Annotated in this window: 14 protein-coding genes and 6 pseudogenes; 7 read left to right on the top strand and 13 right to left on the bottom strand. The window is 66.7% G+C overall.

The window, feature by feature from the left end:
- Positions 1–5: 5 nt before the first annotated feature.
- Entirely contained in the window at positions 6–1,250 is a 1,245-nt protein-coding gene (locus WKH84_RS04925) for a glycoside hydrolase family 13 protein (RefSeq protein WP_341855827.1), read from the bottom strand.
- 359 nt (positions 1,251–1,609) lie between these two features.
- Entirely contained in the window at positions 1,610–2,848 is a 1,239-nt protein-coding gene (locus tag WKH84_RS04920) for a glycosyltransferase family 4 protein (RefSeq protein WP_341855826.1), read from the bottom strand.
- A 28-nt stretch (positions 2,849–2,876) separates the two neighbouring features.
- On the opposite strand from WKH84_RS04920, the gene WKH84_RS04915 reads away from it, so the two are divergent.
- The gene (locus WKH84_RS04915) at positions 2,877–3,695 is read left to right on the top strand and encodes a methyltransferase (protein WP_341855825.1); all 819 of its coding nucleotides are present in this window, start codon (positions 2,877–2,879) and stop codon (positions 3,693–3,695) included.
- Here the strand turns inward: WKH84_RS04915 and erm are convergent.
- Positions 3,668–4,525, bottom strand: a complete 858-nt coding sequence (gene erm / locus WKH84_RS04910) for a 23S ribosomal RNA methyltransferase Erm (RefSeq protein WP_341855824.1) — start codon at positions 4,523–4,525, stop codon at positions 3,668–3,670. The two genes, WKH84_RS04915 and erm, sit on opposite strands and share 28 nt — an antisense overlap.
- Before the next feature lie 430 nt (positions 4,526–4,955).
- Here erm and WKH84_RS04905 point away from each other — a divergent pair.
- The 5 genes and pseudogenes from WKH84_RS04905 to WKH84_RS04885 all read left to right on the top strand — a co-directional run.
- Positions 4,956–6,036 (top strand): annotated as a pseudogene (locus WKH84_RS04905) (IS110 family transposase).
- 62 nt (positions 6,037–6,098) lie between these two features.
- Positions 6,099–6,332, top strand: a pseudogene (locus WKH84_RS04900) (transposase); the annotation flags it as partial.
- A 264-nt stretch (positions 6,333–6,596) separates the two neighbouring features.
- Positions 6,597–7,709 carry an IS110 family transposase gene (locus WKH84_RS04895; protein WP_341855823.1) on the top strand — a complete coding sequence of 371 codons (1,113 nt, stop codon included), beginning with the start codon at positions 6,597–6,599 and terminating at the stop codon, positions 7,707–7,709.
- 14 nt (positions 7,710–7,723) lie between these two features.
- A pseudogene (locus WKH84_RS04890) lies at positions 7,724–8,633 on the top strand (IS3 family transposase); the annotation flags it as partial.
- 48 nt (positions 8,634–8,681) lie between these two features.
- Positions 8,682–8,951 (top strand): annotated as a pseudogene (locus WKH84_RS04885) (transposase); the annotation flags it as partial.
- Between the two features lie 380 nt (positions 8,952–9,331).
- On the opposite strand, the pseudogene WKH84_RS04880 reads toward WKH84_RS04885, so the two are convergent.
- A pseudogene (locus WKH84_RS04880) lies at positions 9,332–10,580 on the bottom strand (IS256 family transposase).
- Here WKH84_RS04880 and WKH84_RS04875 point away from each other — a divergent pair.
- Entirely contained in the window at positions 10,566–11,327 is a 762-nt protein-coding gene (locus tag WKH84_RS04875) for an IS3 family transposase (protein WP_341856777.1), read from the top strand. The pseudogene WKH84_RS04880 and the gene WKH84_RS04875 overlap by 15 nt on opposite strands.
- A 253-nt stretch (positions 11,328–11,580) precedes the next feature.
- Here WKH84_RS04875 and WKH84_RS04870 read toward each other — a convergent pair whose 3' ends face one another.
- From WKH84_RS04870 to WKH84_RS04830, 9 genes and pseudogenes are all read right to left on the bottom strand, one after another.
- On the bottom strand, positions 11,581–12,117 hold the full coding sequence (locus WKH84_RS04870) for a hypothetical protein (protein WP_341855822.1): 537 nt from the start codon (positions 12,115–12,117) through the stop codon (positions 11,581–11,583).
- Between the two features lie 69 nt (positions 12,118–12,186).
- Positions 12,187–12,360, bottom strand: coding sequence for a hypothetical protein (locus WKH84_RS04865; protein ID WP_341855821.1), 174 nt, complete (start codon positions 12,358–12,360; stop codon positions 12,187–12,189).
- Positions 12,361–12,406: 46 nt separating this feature from the next.
- A complete protein-coding gene (locus tag WKH84_RS04860) occupies positions 12,407–12,823 on the bottom strand; it encodes a hypothetical protein (protein WP_341855820.1) in 417 nt (138 codons plus the stop codon).
- Positions 12,824–13,619: 796 nt separating this feature from the next.
- Positions 13,620–13,745: a hypothetical protein gene (locus WKH84_RS04855; protein WP_341855819.1), complete on the bottom strand. Its 126-nt coding sequence runs from the start codon at positions 13,743–13,745 to the stop codon at positions 13,620–13,622.
- A 38-nt stretch (positions 13,746–13,783) separates the two neighbouring features.
- Positions 13,784–14,170: a Rib/alpha-like domain-containing protein gene (locus tag WKH84_RS04850; protein WP_341855818.1), complete on the bottom strand. Its 387-nt coding sequence runs from the start codon at positions 14,168–14,170 to the stop codon at positions 13,784–13,786.
- Between the two features lie 418 nt (positions 14,171–14,588).
- Entirely contained in the window at positions 14,589–14,726 is a 138-nt protein-coding gene (locus tag WKH84_RS04845; protein ID WP_341855817.1) for a hypothetical protein, read from the bottom strand.
- 434 nt (positions 14,727–15,160) lie between these two features.
- On the bottom strand, positions 15,161–16,033 hold the full coding sequence (locus WKH84_RS04840) for a hypothetical protein (RefSeq protein WP_341855816.1): 873 nt from the start codon (positions 16,031–16,033) through the stop codon (positions 15,161–15,163).
- Positions 16,034–16,164: 131 nt separating this feature from the next.
- Positions 16,165–18,310: pseudogene (nrdE, locus tag WKH84_RS04835) on the bottom strand (class 1b ribonucleoside-diphosphate reductase subunit alpha).
- A gap of 124 nt (positions 18,311–18,434) precedes the next feature.
- On the bottom strand, positions 18,435–19,676 hold the full coding sequence (locus tag WKH84_RS04830) for a hypothetical protein (RefSeq protein ID WP_341855815.1): 1,242 nt from the start codon (positions 19,674–19,676) through the stop codon (positions 18,435–18,437).
- Between the last annotated feature and the right edge of the window lie 132 nt (positions 19,677–19,808).

The raw sequence follows: 19,808 nt of genomic DNA, 5'->3' as shown, positions 1-19,808 counted from the left end.
AAAGATCAAAACGTCCTCCCCAACGTGAACCCAGCGGAAGCCCCCCGTGCTAAGGCGACGTGGTCGCGCCTCAAATGGATGAGCCGGCGGTACTCCTCGAACAAGGCGGTGTCCCAACGGCTCTCGTCCCAAACCATTGGGGACCGCGCCAGGTCTCCCTTGGTTCCGGTGAGGCCGATCTCATCGCCATACAGCAACGACGGCACACCGGGGTAGCTCATCAGCAACCCGATTCCGACCACTGCAGTCTCAACGTCTCCGGCCACCGACCGCCATCGCGGCGTGTCGTGGGAGCCCAGTAGGTTCAATGCGTGCGTCGTCGCCGTCCACGGTGCGTTGGAGCGATAAGCGTCAAGAGCGTCGGCGACGTCCTGGCCGGAGAGGGAGGGCATCACGGGATTTCCCATGAACCAAGCCCGCCCGAGCGGCTCGACGTCCCCCAGCCAGCCGAGCACTGGCCACGTGAACCCTGAATAGTTCATAACGCCGTGCCAACCGTCGCCAAGTAGATCCGGAGAGGCATCGTACATGTGCTCACCGACGAGGTAGGTCGCGGGGTTCACCGCGCTCATCGCTCGCCTAGTGGCGCGTGCGATTGCCTGGTTCTCATCCGAGCCACGGTATCGCCCGACCATATTGGCCAGGTCGACCCTCCATCCATCCAGCTCGAAGGGAGGCTGAAGCCAACGGGCGACGACGGATTTATTCCCCGTCACCATCGCCTCGCGCACACGTGAGGAACGATAATCGAGCTTGGGCAAGGTCGGGATGCCACGGCAATATGCGAAATCGGTCCCCTCCCGCGGGAAGTGGTCCGAAGTGGCCGCGGCCTGTCCTAGCTCATGTGCGGTTTGGAACCACTGATGCGTCGAGCCGCAGTGGTGAAGCGTTAAATCGCCCAGAATTCGCATTCCGCGACGGTGTACTTCGGCCGACAACATTGCGAGTCCTTCGTCGCCCCCGAGGAGGGGGTCGACATGAGTAAAATCATCTGCGTTATACCGGTGGGATGACGGCGCGCTGAAGAACGGGGTTAGGTACACAGCGTTGACGCCCAGCCGTACCATGTGATCGAGCCGCTCGGTGACGCCCTGGAGGTCCCCGCCGTAGGCCTGCCGGATGGATACCCGCCAATCGGTTGAGACTGGATCATCCCAGGCCGACCGCGCCGCCCACTCCGGCCATTCGCGCGCGGCACCTGAGTTTGCGAAGCGGTCGGGAAAGATCTGGTAAAAGACGCTGTTCGACACCCAGTCCGGAGGCCCTGCGAAGGTCGTTAAGCAGAAGTCAGTGCTCTCTGGTGGTTCCCAGCGCGAGACGCCGGCCGCTGTCAACCACGACAGACCCCCAGGGGAGCGAAGCTGGAATCGGTACCGCGTTACCTGGTTGTGAACGGGCGACTCGCAGCGCCAGATGACGTCGTGCTCCTCGACGCGGTCTGGGACGCCCTCCCGTAGGCGCGGCGTTCCGTCGGGCCGCGAGCGCACCCACACTTGGCGCACGTCGGCCCACCGCGGCACGCGGACGAACACGGTGACGAGTTCGCCAAGCTGTGGGTGGGGATCACTTACGTACAGCTCTGATCCATCATGATGTGGTGGGAGTCTCATCAAGGTTCGCACATCGTTTCTCGGGCGCGCTCATATACACCAGTCACAGCGACCGCGACCTCATCCCAGCCGGGAGCTGACCTGAGGTCTGCGGTGGCAGTACGGACTAGCCGCTCGGCGAGACCAGCCTCATTTAACATGCGATCGACCGCTGTCACGAGGGCACCCACATCGCCCGGCGGGTAGGTCAACGCATTCCGGTCATGCCGGACATGCTCGAGTAAGCCACCGGTCGCAGCGACCACCCTCGGCACCCCGGCCGCGGCGGCTTCCAACGCGACCAGACCGAATGGCTCGTACCGGCTCGGAATTACGACCACCGACGCGCCGGCCAGCAAAGCCGCCAGTTGGTCCTGTGGCACGAAGCCCACGAGGTCGACGATGTCTTGGACACCCTGCTCGGCGACCTCTGCAATGAGGTCTTCGCGTCTGTGGCCCTCACCCGCGACGACGACTCGCAGGTCGCGGTGACGATGCCGCAGTAACGCCGCCGCCCGGATAAGGTCCCCGACGCCCTTCTCACGCACGAGACGCGCAATGCAAACCAATAGTGGACCGGAACCGTGCTTTTTGAAACCGCCTCGGTCAGCAGGTTGCGTCAAAGATGACCACGCACGCGCGTCCACACCATTAGGCACCACTTCGACTTGGCCGACGGCGAGAGCGAACAAGCGTTGGACCTCATCACGCATGTGCGTCGAGCACACCACCACCCGGTTCGCTGACCCCAGCATCCAGCGTTCGACTCCGTGGATTGTGCGGTGTAGATCGGTGCGCAACGAATCCCCGTGACGGCCGGATTCGGTGGCGTGCACGGTCACGACGAGTGGCGCGCCGGTCGCAACGCTCAAGTTGACACCTGCGTGAGCGACCAACCAGTCGTGGACGTGAATCACATCGAACGGGCCCTCTAACGCAAGCGCACCGCGAGTGAGGGCGTGGTTGAAGGCTAGGGCCCAGGTGACGATGTCGTCGGGACCAATCGTCGGCACCGCCGGGTCGGGCTCGGTTCGGACGATCCGGACGCCCTCGAAGACTTCAACGGCCGGACTGGTGCCGTCATCAGCGCCCCTGGTCATCACGGTCACCTCATGCCCCGCCGCCGCGAGCGCGACGCACAAGCCGTGCACGTGGCGGCCAAGGCCACCGACGACAACCGGGGGGTACTCCCAGGACAATATAAGCACTCGCACCCTCGTATGATGGCACAGTTGCCGCCCACGGCGCCGCCGGGGCATAGAATCGTCACGAGTTGAGGAACCCTTCATGAGCGCATGGCCCGGTCGCGGCAAGGCTAGTGACGTAGCTGGGTCGTTGCGCGGTCGAGCGTCGGATTACGCCACGATGATGCGGGAGCCCTGGCACCAGTCGCGGATTGAACTTGTATGGCGCACTCTGGAACCGTTCGTTCGCCCGAGCTCGAAGTGGCTCGAAGTAGGTCGCGGGGACGGCGACCTCGCAATGCGGGCGGCGATCAGCGGTCACACCATCACGATTGCAGACGTTGATCCGGACATGGTGGCGGTGGCGACCGACGCGTTGCGCGGGGTGACGTCCGCGCGCTCATGGGAGTCGCTCGTGCTTCACGAACCAGCCGAGGCCGCGTTAGGCGAGCACGCGGAGTTCTATGACGTAGTTACAGCGCACAACGTCCTCGAGTACGTCGCCAACCGGACGGTTTTCGCCCGAGCACTCGCCGGCCGGTCGCGTCCCGGCGGGATCGTGTCGCTGGTGGTGGCCAACCCGGTAGCGGTGCCTTTGACGACAGCCGTGCGCACCCAGGATCCTCGGGCGTTGCTCGGCGACCTGCGCGGGGAAGGCCTGCGACTAGGCATGCCCGGAAAGCACGTTGCCGCGCCTCCAGTAGACACCACGGCGGTCGTCGATGAGATTGTGGCGGCCGGGTTCACGCCCGTGGGCTTCTACGGAATCCGGGTCTTCAACGAGGTGATGACTGACGAGCACCGCAAGCACGAGCCTGGCTGGTTGACCGATATGGTCGAGGCCGAACTTCTCGCCGCCGAGCGTGAGGAGTACCGGGCGATAGCCCGGCACCATCACCTCGTCTTTCGCCGCGAGGGCTGAGGTCTACGCCGATGCTTCGCCGCATTCGCCGATGTGGCGGACGTCGTACCGACGAGACTGCGGAAGACCGTAACCCACTGGTCCGGGGATACGTAGGCCACGACGGCGTCTGCCGGCACCCCTGCGACACCGAGGCTCTCGCGCACCAAGGCCGAGGGGTATTTCTTACTCAGCGACGCCCTCACCGACCCGCCGACGCCGCTGAACGCGAGCTCGACCATCGCGGTGTACGCCCGCATCCGGCCAGTTTCGATCAACGGAGAGTCGCGACGGCGCAGGTGCAAGACCCCAGCGTCGACCCGGGGAACTGGCCGGAAGTCGGTCCGGGGGATCCGTCCACGTAGCTCCCACTCGTGTTCCGGCCAGGTCGTGGCCGTCAGGCGGCTCCAACGGCCGTACGCACCAGTACGCTTCTTGGCGTACTCGAGTTGGGTGATAAACGTTGCCGACCTGACCGCTTCGAGACTCAACACTCGGTCAACGATCGCCGACGTCGCCCCAAAGGGGATGTTTCCAACCACCTTGATTGGGCCGGTCGGCAAGACAGCCGAGAGGAAGTCCTCGTAGACGATCTCGATGTTCGTCCGACGGGCGACTTCCGCCTCAAGTTTGCTCGACCAGCTTCGGTCGACCTCGTAGGCCACGAGGCGCGCACAGCGGTCGGCGAGTAGCCCGGTAAGTGCGCCTGAGCCGGCGCCAACCTCCACCACCTCGTCGTCACGCTCCAGTTCGGCGGCGTCCAGGAATCTGGAGATGGATCTCGGAGTGACCAGAAAATTTTGCGAGAGCGTCCGTCGACGCTCATCGCGCGACGTTTGAGTCCGGCTCATGGCGCTCCCTCCGTGGCTTCTCGTGGTGGCGTCCCTCTGAGTGGTGCGGTTCCGCACCAGCCGTAGGGCGCATGGGTCAAGCATCTTTGCAGTCCCAGAGTACCTGGTCACTGGGAACGTGAATCGGCTGTAAGTGTTCGTGGTGGCCGGCCCGGGGCTGGCTGGCAGGGTTGGTGCTGGTAGCCCGGCGCCCGTCGTGACTCCTGAATCGGCTGACCCCTGCGGGGTGTCATTCCCGGGATCTGTCCGGCGGGGGCCGGGTGCCGGCGCCAGCCCTGGCCCACCACGATGGCTTGATCAGAAGCATGTCCACCGCCGGGAGCTCGATCTCGGCGGCGTGGCTCATTACAGGCCCGCCTCGTAGTGACTCTCATCCTGGGCCGACGCCGGCAACGACGTCCCGTCCCAGCGATTCGAGAGGAACATCGTCATGAACAGTCTGCCTGCCACCGTAGGGGACTTCTACCGATACGTCGTCGGAGTCGACACCCACGCCGCAACCCACTCCTACGCGATCATCGAGGCTCCGAACGGCGGCCTCATCGATCAGAATGTCTTCCCGACCAGCCCTGCAGGGCTGCGACGCGCACGAGAATGGATCGTGCGCCGCACCGAGGGAGACCTCGACGGTGTGCTGATCGCCGTGGAAGGAACCGGCTCTTACGGGGCAGTTCTCAGCGACGTCTTCGCAGCAGGTCGGCTACCGAGTCGTCGAGGCACCGACCCCGCGTCGTGCACGAGCCCGAAGCAAGACCGACGCCCTCGACGCGCTACTCGCCGCCCGATCGAGTCTCGTCATGCCGTTGACGACGTTGCGAGATCGTCGCACCGGTGACCTGCAGTCGGCGCTCCAAGTCCTCACCGGTGCCCGCGACCAACAGAACGCCGACAGATTGCGGTGCATCAACGCCCTCACCGCACTCGTGAGAACCCACGACCTTGGAATCGATGCACGCCGGGCCTTGACCGGACCGCAGATCGCGACGATCGCGAGCTGGCGTCGCCGAGAAGAGACGCTGGGGACAGCAACCGCCCGCGCCGAAGCGACACGCCTCGCGAAGCAGATCACGACGCTCGAGAGGGACCTCGCCGAGAACCGTGAACGGATCACTCACCTCGTGGAGACCACAGCTCCCGAGCCGCTGGACCTGCCAGGAGTCGGCGCAGTCACCGCGACCGTGATCTTGACGGTCTGGTCGCACCCCGGCCGAATACGCAACGAGGCCGCATTCGCCATGATCGCAGGAGTCTGCCCGATCCCGGCCTCCTCGGGTAACACCACGAGGCATCGCCTCAACCGCGGTGGAGACCGACGGCTGAACCGCGCGCTGAACACCATCGTGCTCACCAGGATGCGCACCGATCCTGCCACCCGCACCTACATCGAGCGGCGCCAAAGCGAGGGCAAGACATCCAGAGAGATCCGACGTCGCCTCAAGCGCTACATCAGCCGCCAGATCTTCCGATCACTCGCAGTTGCCCACCCCGTCCCGGACGCCGCCGCGGCTTGACACAACATAGAAGCATCCCAGGTTTGATGCCGCTGCTGTTTGAGTCCGAGAGGATGGACAGCATGCCGAAGAAGATCGATCCCCAGCCGCGCGCGAGGTGCGTGCGGCTCGTCAGGGAGCACCTCCAGGAGTACCCCACCTTGACCGCCGCCGTCACCGCAGTGGCACGGCAGGAAGGTGTCTCGCGCGAGTCCGTGCGGCGCTGGCTGGCGCAGGCCGAGGTCGACGACGGGACCCGCCCCGGCATCACGACCGAGGAGTCTGCAGAGGTCAAGCGCCTGAAGGCCGAGAACAAGCGGCGCGCGGGAGGACAATGAGATCCTGCGCCGCGCCTCGATTTTCTTCGCGTCAGTACCAGACTGAGGGTGTCCCGGCGGGGCTGGCTCGTTTTTTCGCTGCCTTCGCGGCTTGTCCTCGATGTGCCGTCCCGCCGGGGCCCGCGGTGCTGGAGGTGGGCGTGGCCTGATAGGAGCCTGCTGGTTCGAATGCCCAACTGAGGCGTGCCCTCCCGCGTTCGGCACCGCTGCTCGAGCAGTATCCGGCCTGGGAAAGGGACTGTCATGACTGTCATCGGGATCGACGCTCACAAGGACTGGCACACGCTCGTCGCGGTGGACGAAGTGGGTCGCAGGATCAAGGAACTTACGGTCGAAGCACGTGCCACCGGGCACCGGAAAATCATGACCTGGCTGGAAGACTTCGAAGACGTCACCGTCGCAGTCGAGGACTGCCGACACCTGACACGTCGACTCGAGGCGGACCTGCTCGAGGCCGGCCACCGAGTCGTGCGCGTGCACACCAGGTTGATGGCTGGCATGAGGCGCAGCGACCGAGAACGCGGGAAATCAGATCCCATTGATGCGGAAGCCGTGGCCCGGGTAGCACTTCGCGAAGAGGGCTTGCCGACCGCTGAGTCGCCGGGCGCGTCCCGGGACATCAAGCTCCTGTCAGACCATCGCAGGACCCTGGTCGCACGGCGCACAGCGATGCAGTCCAAGGCCCGCTGGTTCCTCCACGAAATCGATCCTGAACTGGATATTCCCTCCCGTGCGCCGCGCCGATACCACCTCCTGGACGAGCTGATCGAGTACCTGGAGCCAGTCGAAGGGGCGGTCGCCGAGATCGCTCGAGACCTCCTGGTCGACATTCGCGAGCTGACCGTCAGGATCAACACGCTGGAGAGCCGTCTAAGCCGATTGGTGCGCGCCAGCCATCCCTCACTGGTCGCCGTCCCGGGCATGGGGGCCTTGGGCGCAGCGATGATCATCGGCGAGACAGCGGGAATCGCCAGGTTTCGCTCCCGCGATGCCTACGCGAGATTCAACGGCACCGCGCCGATCCCGGTCTGGTCAGGCAACAAGGTCCGGGTTCGGCTCTCGCGTGGAGGGAACCGCACGATCAACACCGCCCTGCACATGGTCGCCCTCACCCAGGTCCGGATGGGCGCAGAAGGTGCCGCCTACTACGACAAGCTCATCACCGCCGGCAAGACTCGCAAAGAGGCGGCGCGGGTCGCTACGACGTCGACTCTCGGACCGCGTCTATCTTGCGCAGAGAGCGGACGTGGCCCCTGCCGTGCAGGCGCCTGGGAGCGATGCCCCATTGGCACCGCCGGCGATCGGGGATCCCGCGTCTTCGATGACGCTTATGGCCGCCTGAGCGATCAAACTTGACATAGGAGCATCGGGGAGCTCGACCCCCGCAACCGCTGATCTGCGCGTTCATCGACGAGATGAGAGCCGAGGGCTATGCAGTCGAGCCGATCCTCCGCGTCCTGCGTCAGCAGGGCCTGACGATCGCTGCACGCACCTACCGGGCCTGGAAGAATCCGGCCAGCATCGCGGCCCGCACCGTCACAGACGCCCTGGTCGAGGACAAGATCCGCGACCTCGCCTGGACCATCAACCCCGCCACCGGGCAGGTCCAGATGACGCCCGAGGGGCTCTACGGACGTAGGAAGTGGGTCGCGGCTGCTCCGCCGCCAGGAAGGCCTGGCCGGCACCTCCCGCGGGGCGGTGGACCGGGCGATGCGGACCCTCGGTCTTGAGGGTATCCGGCGAGTGAAGAAGGTCCGCACCACGATCCCCGGCCCGGACGGGAAACGGGCCGGTGACCTGCTGAATCGTGACTTCACCGCCCCTGCTCCGAACCGGGTCTGGGTCACCGACTTCACCTACGTCCGCACCTGGGCGGGGTTCGTCTACGTCGCGTTCGTCGTCGACGTCTTCGCCCAGCGAATCGTGGGCTGGCACGCCTCCACCTCGAAGCAGGTCGACCTGGCCATGACCCCGCTGCGCATCGCGCTGTGGCACCGCGAGAGGGAAGGAAACCCGGTCTCACCAGGGAACTTGATCCATCACAGCGACGCTGGGACTCAGTACACCGTCATTCGACTGACCGAGCATCTCGCCCTCGAGGGCATCGCCCCGTCGATCGGGACCGTCGGCGACGCCTTGGACAACGCGCTGATGGAGACGATCAACGGGCTCTACAAGACCGAGTGCATCCGCACCAACGTCTTCCACGCCGGCCCCTACCGGACCCTCGCGGACGTCGAGTTCGCGACCGCCGGCTGGGTCGACTGGTACAACAACCGCTGAAGCGCCCTGGGTTCCGTTCCGAGTCTCAGCAAGGAGAATCGGAGTATGCCCAAGAAGTTCAGTCCGGAGTCGCGTGACCGTGCCGTGCGGATGGTCTACGACCGCCAGGCACTCGAAGGTGGCCCACGATCGGAGTCGATCCGAGCTGTCGCGCCCCAACTCGGCGTTGGCATGGAGACGCTGAGGATCTGGTGCAACCGCTACGGGCCAGCCGAGCCCTCGGCCGGCCCCGCGGAGTCTCTCGAGGAGGAGAACCGCAGACTGCGTCGAGAGCTCGCCGAGTCCCGGCGGGCCAACGAGATCCTCAAGGCCGCCTCCGTGTTTTTCGCCAGGGAACTCGACCACCCCACGACGAAATGATCGCCTTCATCGATAGGCATCGCGATCACTTCGGGGTCGAGGCCATCTGCCGCGTCCTGGGCGCGACGGAACGTGGGTTCCTCACCTCTCGCGGCTACCGTGCCGCGAAGCGCGCCCGGCATCGGCCAGAGCGGTCCGTGACGAGGTGCTCGTCGAAGAGATCCGTCGGATTCATGCCGAGAACTACGGCGTCTACGGGTATCGGAAGATGCATCACGCGATGCGCCGTGCCGGATGGGAAGTCGGCCGCGACCAGACCGCTCGGCTGATGAAAGCCGCCGGTCTGTGCGGGTCAAGTCCCCGGAAGTGGTGTAGCGATCCTTCGGCGATAGGGATCAGGCTGTCAGCGCGGGAAGTGCATCGGTGCTCACCTCGTTCACGGGATTGGTGGTGAGGGTGAGGCGGCAACGGGCCAGGACGTCGAGGCCGAGGTAGCGGCGTCCTTCGGCCCATTCATCGGTCTGCTCGGCCAGGACCGCGCCGACGAGGCGGACGATCGCCTCGCGGGAGGGGAAGATGCCCACCGAGTCGGTGCGGCGGCGGATCTCGCGGTTCAGACGCTCGGTGGGGTTGTTCGACCAGATCTGGACCCACACATCCTTCGGAAACGCGGTGAACGCGAGGACGTCTGCGCGGGCGGCATCGAGGTGCTCGGCCACGGCCGGGAGCTTCTCACCGACGTAGTCCAGCAGACGCTCGAACTGCGCATTCACGGCCGCGGCGTCGGGCTGGTCATAGACGCTGTGCAAAGATCGCTTTCACGGCTGGCCACATGCCCTTGGGGCAGATGCTCATCAGATTCGCGGCGTAGTGGGTGCGGCGGCCTGCCCAGGACGCTCCGGGCAGGTGAGCGGCGATCGCCTCGACCAGCCCCGCATGCGCGTCGGAGGTGACCAGGCGGACTCCGCCCAGGCCGCGGGCGACCAGGTCGGCGAAGAAGCTGTTCCAGGCCGCGCCGGTCTCGCTGGTCGCGACCCGGATGCCGAGGACTTCGCGGTGGCCGTCGCCGTTGACGCCGGTGGCGAGCAGGACGACGGCATTGATGACTCGTCCGCCCTCGCGGACCTTCATCGTCAGTGCGTCGGCGGAGACGAACGTGAACGGCCCGGCCTCGTCCAGGGGGCGGTGGCGGAACTGCTCGACGTGCTCGTCCAGATCGGCCGCCATGCGGCTGACCTGGGACTTCGAGAGGCTGTTGATGCCGAGGGTTTTGACGAGTTTGTCCATTCGGCGGGTGGAGACGCCGGCGAGGTAGCAGTCCGCGACCACGGTGATCAGGGCGGATTCGGCGCGTTTGCGGCGCTCGAGCGACCACTCGGGGAAGTAGGTGCCGGTGCGGAGCTTGGGGACGGCGACGTCGATCGTGCCGACGCGGGTGTCGAGGTCGCGGTGGCGGTAGCCGTTGCGCTGAGCGACCCGCTCGGGGCTGGGACGACCGTATTCCGCGCCGGCGACCGCGTCAGCGTCCGCGGACAGCGACTCGTTGATGATCCTTTGCAGCATCGTGCGCATCAGATCCGGGGAGGCTTCGGCCAGGGCTTCACCGAGCAGGCCGTGAGGGTCGACAATATGAGGAGCGGTCATCGTGATGACTCCGTTCGAGGATTCTGTGGAAGGTTGACTCGAAGGATCACACGGTGGCCGCGTCCTCGTCAGAGACGATCACGGGGCCACCGCGCTACACCACTATGCGGGACTCAACTTCTGTGCGGGATACGCCGTGGTCGAAAGGTGTTCACGACGAGCCCTGCTGGTGGCCTGGACCGTCGTCCTGATCTGGTCGAGCGGAACTTCACGGTCGCCGGACCGAATCAGCTCTGGGTCGCTGACATCACCTACGTCCGGATCCCGTCCGGGTTCTGCTACACCGCGTTCATCACGGACGTTTTCACGCGAAGGATCGTCGGCTGGGCAGTGGCCACCAGCCTCCGCACTGAGGCACTGCCACTGCAGGCTCTCGAGCAGGCCCTCCAGACCTCCCCGGCAGAAGCGTCTCGGACTGGGCTGATCCATCACAGCGATAGGGGCAGCAACTACGTCTCGCTGGCCTACTCCGATGCGCTGATCACCGCCGGAGTCCAGGCCTCGGTCGGATCCGTCGGAGACAGCTACGACAACGCCCTGGCTGAGACCGTCAACGGCCTCTACAAAGCCGAGCTCATCCACCGACGCCGCACCTGGCCCTCAGCGACCGCCGTCGAGATCGCCACTCTGGACTGGGTCACCTGGTGGAACACGAAGCGCCTGCACGAAGCACTCGACTATCGCACCCCGGCCGAAGTCGAAGCGTCCTACACTCACCCCACGACGACCGCGCCCGCGACCGTCTAACCACGGAACGGAACCCAGGGCGCTTCAGACCCGGGCATGAGAAGGGGCGCGCCACGACGCTGTCGCGGTGCGCTGGGTGAACGCGTGCAGGTGCTTCATGGTCGCCTCCTTCCGATCCGGTCCTTGAGAACTTCGCGCCAACTGTAGGTGAGGGCGCGGACACTCGCCAGGCATTACTCCGTGGCATCCGGTGTAGTGGGCGGGGGATCGCGGACGATGTCGCGAAGAGTGAACCCGCAGGTGAAAGGCCAGGTTAGGCCGACTGTGACCGGGGTGCGCAGCGGTAGACGTAGGCGTGATCGGTGCGGGTGGTCATCGCCTCCAGCTCGGGGTCTTCCCTCGTGACCGGAGCGAGGTCCTGGACGATCCACTCGTCGCGATCCGCCATGGTCCAGTCGTCGTACTCCGGTCCGTTCTGGATCTCCGGCTCCTCCTGCCACTCCATCTCCTCGCCGTCGGCGTCGTAGAACACCGGATAGGCGGACAGCATCGAGGTGTCGCTGAAGTCGTCGTTGCCGGGGAGGGACACGTAGGCGGCGCCATGACGCGCTCCGAGCTCGCGCAGGCCGTCGATCGCCTCGGAGGTGTCCTCCTGTGCCGCAGATCGGTAGATGTCGGCGGCGGCGAGGGCGCGTGCCCGCGCTGGCCTCCGGCTCTGGAAGGTGGCGCCGTAGGTGTGAGTCGCCTCGAAGGCCGCCTTCCGTGGCCGCCAGGGCATCGTGGTCCGGTCCGCCGTCGGCAGGCGGGATCGAGTCCGGCTCGTGGTCGCGGCGGTTCTCGACGAAGGCATCTGCCGCATCGAAGAAGCGGCCCATGGCGGCGTAGTAGCCGCGCGCGCTGTCGGCCTGTGGAGTTCCGGTCAGCCGACGCGCGAACTGCACGTCCTCTGCGAGCCGCTCGAGGTCGACGTTCTGGGGGAAGCCGTGCCAGGCTCTGGCACCTGCACCTCGGCGTCGCCGCGGCGGGTGGAACCGAACTGGCCGCCGTTGCCCTGCTCGCCGGTGTCCTTCTTGCGCTTGATGGTCGTGCCCATGACGGTGTCCTCTCCGGGCGGGGCGCCCGTGTCGATGATGCGGGGTTCAGTCGGCGGCGCCCAAGGTCGCGCCGTCGGACCAGCCGATGTGCTCGTAGAACTTGCGGTTGAAGTAGTCGACCTGCGAGTTCGAGGTGTCGCGGTTGTAGGAGTTCACCAGCGTCTCGATGCGTTGGTGGATGATCGAGTCGCTCGGCTTCTCCATCGGCACCTCCTCGATCTCGCCGTAGACCCACTGCCGACCGCGGAAGAACGGGTTGTGCCCTTCGGGCGGCGTGATGGTCACGTTGATCGACTGGTGCATCCTGCTGCCGCCGGACTGGTTGACTCGCACCGTGTAGCCCGGCGGGATGAACCCGTCCTGCCGGGCTCGCTTGAGGTCCTGGCGGATCTCCTGGGTCAGCTCCCTGCCGTAGACCCTCTCGGTGCGCTCGTAGTTCGAGCCTGCGTATCCGGCGTACATCGGGCCGCCGTCGTCGGCCGCCCGGATCCCGGAGAAGTCTCGGGTCTGCTCGCCGGCGCGCAGGCTGCTCCGCCATCTCGGCCTCGTCGAGGAGGACCTGGCCCAGACGCTCTCGCCGCTCGGGGTCCTCCTCTCGCAGGAACTCGTCGGTCAGATCCCGCAGACCCTCCGGCCCTCGGGCATGCTTGACCCCGACCGTCACCTGCATGAGGCGCAGGCGCGCCATCTGGCCGGGGTGCATCGTGCTCGGGTCCCAGGTGCCACCATGGCGCTGGATGAGGTCGTTCTCCTGTGCCAGCGCAGTCGCCTCCTCGACGAGCTCTCGTCGCTGGTCGGAGGTCAGCTGCGATCGGCCAGCGACCATGTCGGAGAACAGCTCCGAGGCGGCCACCCGCTGCGGGGAACGCGGGGCGCCGATGTAGGAGACGGGGCCGGCATCGGGCAGGGACTCGATGTAGCTGCGGGCGGGTCCCGTTCCCTCGTCCTCGTTGATCCTCAGCGCGGTGTTCGCGTTGTCGTGGTCCAGCACGAGGGACAGGTCGATGCCGCTGCGCTGTTCGATCTGCTCGTGGAGCCGGATGGTCCGATCCGCGTCGCTCTCCGCAGGCTGCGAAGAGGGCAGAAGCGCGATGTCCGCCTCCGACCTCGAGACGGTGCCGAACTCTCCTCGGTTGCCGGCCTCGCCGGTGTCGCGCTTGCGGACGCGCGGGTGTCCGCGGCGCATCGGGACGACCTTGCCCATGGCTCCTCCTGGGTCGAGCGGACTCTCACTGGGGGAAGTGGGCGGGTCGAGGCGTCAGGCGTTCTCGTGCAGGCGGAGCGCGGCATCAGCCGTGTCGCTGCTGCCATCGGCGTAGAGCACGCGCAGACGCAGGGTCGGCACCAGTCGCGGGGACGCCACCCAGAGCGCGTTCTCTGCCACGGGAGCCGCGGCCAGTCGTGCCCCGCGCAGAGCCTCCTCTACGCGCGCACCTCGGGGAGTGGATGGCCGCCGTCGACGGTGACGATCGCGAGCCCACCCAGGTGCCCCGGGGCGATCTCTACCTCGCACCAAGGGTCGATGCTGTCTTGCTCCGCCTCGGGGGTCGCCGCGGGCGCGACGGCGACATCTGCCACGGCTGATCGGGAGCATCCCGGCGCGTGGATGGCGATGGGGACTCGGTGCATCCCGGGGTCGGTCTGGGCCGGAGGCGTGAGGGTCAGCGTGCCGTCCGGGGAGATGCTCACCCAATCCGGGTGGCCGGGTCCCAGGGCGAGACTCGTGCCGGGTTCCCGGTGCTGGGGATGTTGCAGCGCCGCCGTGCCGGCGCGAACTGTCGAGGCGGGGTAGGAGAGGGGGATCTGCACCCGAGAGGACTCCTGGGGTCGGTCGGAGATGGAGGGAGGTCAGGCGGCGCGCTCTGCGTGGATGACGTCTAGCGCTACTCGCCCGGCCGCCGAGATGGCCCCCGCCTCGAGTGCGTGCAGGAGGTCGTGGCACCAGGTCTCGGATGCCTGTTCTCCCGCGCGCCCTGGGGGCACGGAGAATCGGACGGCGTGATCCAGGTCGACGACGAGGTGGCGATCGACTCCTCCGACGCGGTAGCCGCAGAGCAGGAACCGGTCGGTTCGGCGGCGGACCGTGACCCGCGGCGGGCCACGGCCCAGGCGGAGACCGGCGAACTGCAGGTGGGCTCCTTCGCCGAGGTCACGGAGCGGATGGGGGCCGGTGATCGTCGTCATGCTGGGGACAGTGGGCGGCGGCACGCAGCGACTGCGCCGTTGCTCATGCGACGAGGTCTTGGAGGCGTCGCTGCCCGTAGCCGTGGTCAACGAAGAAACCGAGGATCTCGGCGGCGTCCGCATCGAAGTGGATCTGCTCTAGCACCTGGCTGATCGTGTCGCCGGTCTCGGACAGCGCCACGATCAGGTCGCTGGTGGCCTTCGTGGAGGTGGCGAACGGACGCTTGCGGCCCGGGAGGATCCACAGGACCCCGAGGTTCGCGCGTGCCAGATGAGGGATGGTTCGTCGCCGCCATGCTCGAACAGTGGGCGCCGCACTGATGCGGCGGGACGGGCGCGACTCGCGGGGGGAGGGAGTGGGGGCGCGAGCCGCGCCCGATGTGCACCCTCACGCGAACGTGGGAAGGAGGTGCACTGGCGCCGGAACCCGAAGGGGGTGGGGTCGGGCCCGTGCCACGACCACACGGTACTGGGACGTCCGGTGCCGTGGGTGCCGGAACGATCATCTCGGTCGGATCCCCCGCCCCGTCGCCAGCGACCGACACTTCACGGCCGCCACTAGGGTGTGCGTCGGCGCGCCGAGCGGCTGGTCTCCCGTGCGCCGCTCTCGGTGCCTCAGAAGCCGCGCTTGCTGCTGTAGTAGGGCTCGAAGCGCCGGGCCTCCTCCGCCAGGCTCATCTCCTCCGCGATCAGCTCGTCCTTCCACTGCTCGGCGTCGTGCTCGAAGTCCTCGCGCTCGTCCTCGGCTCGGGACACGATCCGTCGGGAGAAGGCGTCGATGCTCTCTCCATCCTCGCTCTCGAGGGTGAACGCCTCGGAGTGCTCCTGAGGAGACCAGAGCCGCCCGTCCAGGTCCGTCGTGAGGTGGAGGTTCCCAGCGAAGCTGTACCCCTCGTCGTTGCCGGGGAAGATCGTGCCGCTGAGCTGAGGACTGTCGTAGCCGCCGTCGCTGGACTCCAGGAGCGCGACAGCCCGGTTGCCGGCCTGGTCCCTGGCGCCACGGGGCTCGCGGCTGATGTCCACGCCGAACTCGCCGAACTCGCCCACCTCGATACCGTCATCCGGGATCCGAGAGGGCTCGTCGGGGACCCGAGCGCCGGGGACGGAGATGCTCCCGATGATCTCGTCGCCGCGGGCGTTGTCGCTGAACGACGGCGCGTCCCCGTCGTGATCAGCGACGCTCTCCTCGGTGATCCCGTGGCGCCCCAGGACCTCGCTGAGCTCCGCTTCGCCGCGCAGTCCGCCGGCGATCGGGTTCCCGTCGTCATCGGTCACCTGCAGGTAGTCGCCGCGCTCCTCGTCGCGAGCGAGGACGACGTAGCTCGCCTGCGGCCACCGCGAGGAGATCTCCTCGGTGAACGCCTGCGTGCCGTCGTCGCTGCTGCTCACGTCCACGACGACCTCGCTCTCGACACGGTGCAGGGTGCCGAACTGGCCCTTGTTGCCGGCCTCGCCGGTGTCGCGCTTGCGCTTGATCTGTCCCGTCACGGGGTGCCTCCTGATCATCGGGGTCCACCTGGTGAAGTGGGCGGCGATCGGCCGAGCCCACTGCGAACGAAGGCGCCGAGCGCCGAGCCGTGCAGGAGCCCACCGTCTCGGGGAGCTGTGGGGCGGAGGGCTCACAGCATGCGCCTGACGCACCCCTCGACCTCGGTGCCCTCGATCGCCATCTGGCGCGACCGGATGTAGTAGAGGGTCTTGATGCCCTTGCGCCAGGCATAGATCTGCGCCCGATTCACGTCGCGAGTCGTGGCGGTGGACGGGAAGAACAGCGTGAGGCTGAGTCCCTGGTCCACGTGCCGCGTGGCCGCGGCGTAGGTGTCGATGATCTTCTCGTAGCCGATCTCGTACGCGTCCTCGTAGTACTCGAGGTTGTCGTTGGTCATGTACGGCGCGGGGTAGTACACCCGGCCGATCTTGCCCTCCTTGCGGATCTCGATCTTGGAGACGATCGGTTGGATCGAGGAGGTGGAGTGGTTGATGTACGAGATCGAGCCGGTGGGCGGCACGGCCTGCAGGTAGGCGTTGTACATCCCGTGCACCCGGACGTCCTCGCGCAGTCGCTTCCAGTCCTCCTGGGTGGGCAGGTCGGCCGACGAGCTCGCGAACAGCTCGCGGACGCGCTCGGTCGCCGGTTCCCACACCCGGTCGATGTACTTGTCGAAGTAGGTGCCGTCGGCGTAGGTGGAGATGGTGAAGCCGCTGAAGACCTCGCCGCGCTCCCTCGCGATCTGCATCGAGGCGCGAATGGCCTGGTAGGTGACCGCGTAGAAGTACATGCTGGTGAAGTCCAGGCCCTCCTCGGAGCCGTAGCGGACCTCCTCACGGGCGAGGTAGCCGTGGAGATTCATCTGTCCCAGGCCGATCGCGTGGGATCGGCTGTTCCCCTCGGCGATGGTCGGCACCGAGGAGATATCCGAGAGGTTCGAGACTGCGGTCAGCGCGCGCACGGCCGTTGCGATCGTGCCGGCGAAGTCCGGGGAGTCCATCGCCTTGGCGATGTTCAGCGACCCCAGGTTGCAGGAGATGTCCCGACCCACCTCGGAGTAGGTCAGGTCGGAGTTCATCGCAGATGGTGTGGCGACCTGGAGGATCTCCGAGCACAGGTTCGAGTGGGTGACCTTGCCGGCGATGGGGTTCGCGCGGTTCACCGTGTCCTCGAACATGATGTACGGGTAGCCGGACTCGAACTGGATCTCCGCGAGCGTCTGGAAGAACTCGCGCGCCTTGATCTTGGACTTCTTCACGCCCGAGTCGGCGACCAGCTCGTCGTAGACCTCCGTGATGTTCACGTCGGCGAACGGCTTGCCGTACTTCCGCTCGACGTCGTAGGGGGAGAACAGGTACATCCAGTCGTTGCGCCGAGACAGCTCGAACGTGACGTCCGGGATCACGACGCCCAGGCTGAGGGTCTTGATGCGGATCTTCTCGTCGGCGTTCTCGCGCTTGGTGTCCAGGAAGCGCAGGATGTCGGGGTGGTGGGCGCTGAGGTACACCGCACCGGCGCCCTGGCGGGCCCCGAGCTGGTTGGCGTAGGAGAAGGAGTCCTCGAGCGACTTCATCACGGGGATGACGCCGCTGGACTGGTTCTCGATGTGCTTGATCGGCGCGCCGTACTCGCGCAGGTTGCTCAGCAGCAGCGCGACGCCGCCGCCGCGCTTGGACAGCCGCAGGGCGGAGTTGATGGAGCGACCGATGGACTCCATGTTGTCCTCGATGCGCGAGGAAGCACGAGACGAGCTCGCCGCGCTGGGCCTTGCCGGCGTTGAGGAAGGTGGGGGTCGCCGGCTGAAAGCGGCCGGACATGATCTCGTCGAGGATCCTCGTCGCCTCGCGCTCGTCGCCGCGGCCGAGGTAGAGCGAGGTGATCGCGACTCGGTCCTCGAACCGCTCGAGGTACCGCTTCCCGTCGAAGGTCTTCAGCGTGTACGAGGTGTAGTACTTGAATGCGCCGAGGAATGTCGAGAACCTGGATCTGTACCCATAGGCGCGCTTGAACAGGTTCTTGATGAAGGCGAACTCGTACTGGTCGAGCACGGCGGTCTCGTAGTAGTTGTTCTCGATCAGGTAGTCGAGCTTCTCGCGCAACGAGTGGAAGAATACCGTGTTGCGGTTGACGTGCTGGAGGAAGTACTCCCGCGTCGCCTCGCGGTCCCTGTCGAACTGGATCGCCCCGTCCGGGCCGTACAGGTTCAGCATCGCGTTCAGCGCGTGATAGTCCGTGGCGGACGAATCGGCGCGAGCAGGGATCTCGGTGAGGGTCATGGGCTCGTCCTTTCGGGGGTGATGGGGCTCAGAACGAGGAGTGCGGACCCCGTGATGCGGATCTCGCATCGGGCCGCCATGCCACGGGAAGTGGGCGGGAGAGGCGGCCCGCAGGACAGGCCGTTCAGGCGCCCAGGTCCGGCACGGGATAGCGGTCACCCCCAGGGAAGTCCGTCGCGCCGCCCGGGCGCGAGAGGACGGGGCTCATCTCGGTGCGGAGCCGGCCTCCTTCGACGACAGCGTTCATCTGCACCCACTCCTGGCGGGCAGTTGACCACTGCGGCGGTAGGTCGCCCCCTGGCCATCCCGGGCACCGCTCGTAGTACTCCCGCCGCTGGCGGAGGTCCTCGAGGCGTGCCGAGCGGCCGGGGTCGGTGAGTCGCTCAGCGTCCTCTTCCGCGCGCCGAGTCCCCTCGATCCGTCTCTTCACCTCTTCGTTGAGCTCGTCATCGGTGTACGCAGCGATGTACCCGCCGCGCCCGGCCGGGCCGTCCTTCTCGGACGGGTCGTGCCAGAGATTCTCTTCCACCTTGCGACCCCACTGGAAGCGATGGATGCCGCCGTCCTTCACCATCGGTCCGCGGACCTTCTGCTCGATCTGCTTATCGCTGAGCCCTGCGTCGGTGGCGGCACGACGTCGTGCCTGCTCGAACTCCTCCTGCTCCCGCACGAGCCGCTGAATCTCAGAGTCCAGACGCGGGACGACATTCTCGTGTCGCTGCTGCTGGCGCCCCGTGGGAGAGAGGAAGGCCCAGGGTGCCTTGGCGCCGGAGCGGATCTCCGACAGCAGGTTCACGTCCCGTCGCAGTGCGTGCGTGCGAGCCAGTCGCACGCCGGCGTCCTTGGCCGCCGCAGTCGTGCGCCTGAGGGAAGGGCCGTCGAGCTCGCCGTCGTGGTCCATCCACGAGATGACGACTCCGCCGGGACCGGCGTAGCTCACCGCCCACTCCTCACCGTCCGCAGTGCGGTCGTCATCCGAGTCCGGCGCCGGAAGCACGCGGTCCACACCGAAGATGCGGGGGAGCCTTGCGAGCCGCTGATCCTGCTCGGCGCCCAGGTGGGTGAGGACGGCATCGAGGTCACCGCCGTGCTCGTCCAGCGCCGTGGAGGCGTCCCCGAAGTGCTCGACGAAGCCCTCCTCGAACGCCCTGCCCTCCATCTCGGGGTTCTCGCGAACGATGCTCTCGTCCAGAGGGGAGATCTCGTAGGGAAGCCGACCGATCACGCCTGCGCTGATCTCATCGGCCTGGACGGCGGGGTCGCTGGTGCCGGAGACGAGCACCTCGGCATCGCGACGAGAGACGTTGCCGAACTCGCCCTTGTTGCCGGCCTCGCCGGTGTCGCGCTTGCGGATCTTCCCTGCCATCGCCAGTCTCCTCCGTCGTCCAGGCTGTCGCCGCGAGAAGTGGGCGGGAAGCTCTCTCGGCGGGACGGGGGACTGGCACTATGGCTTCACGAACCGGCTGTGGAGGGGACCGCATGAGCGGGAAGAGCGCGA

Origin of the sequence: Brachybacterium sp. GPGPB12, from assembly GCF_038396325.1 — a bacterium.
Taxonomy (GTDB): domain Bacteria; phylum Actinomycetota; class Actinomycetes; order Actinomycetales; family Dermabacteraceae; genus Brachybacterium; species Brachybacterium conglomeratum.
This window is presented reverse-complemented; position numbering and strand designations above follow the sequence as displayed.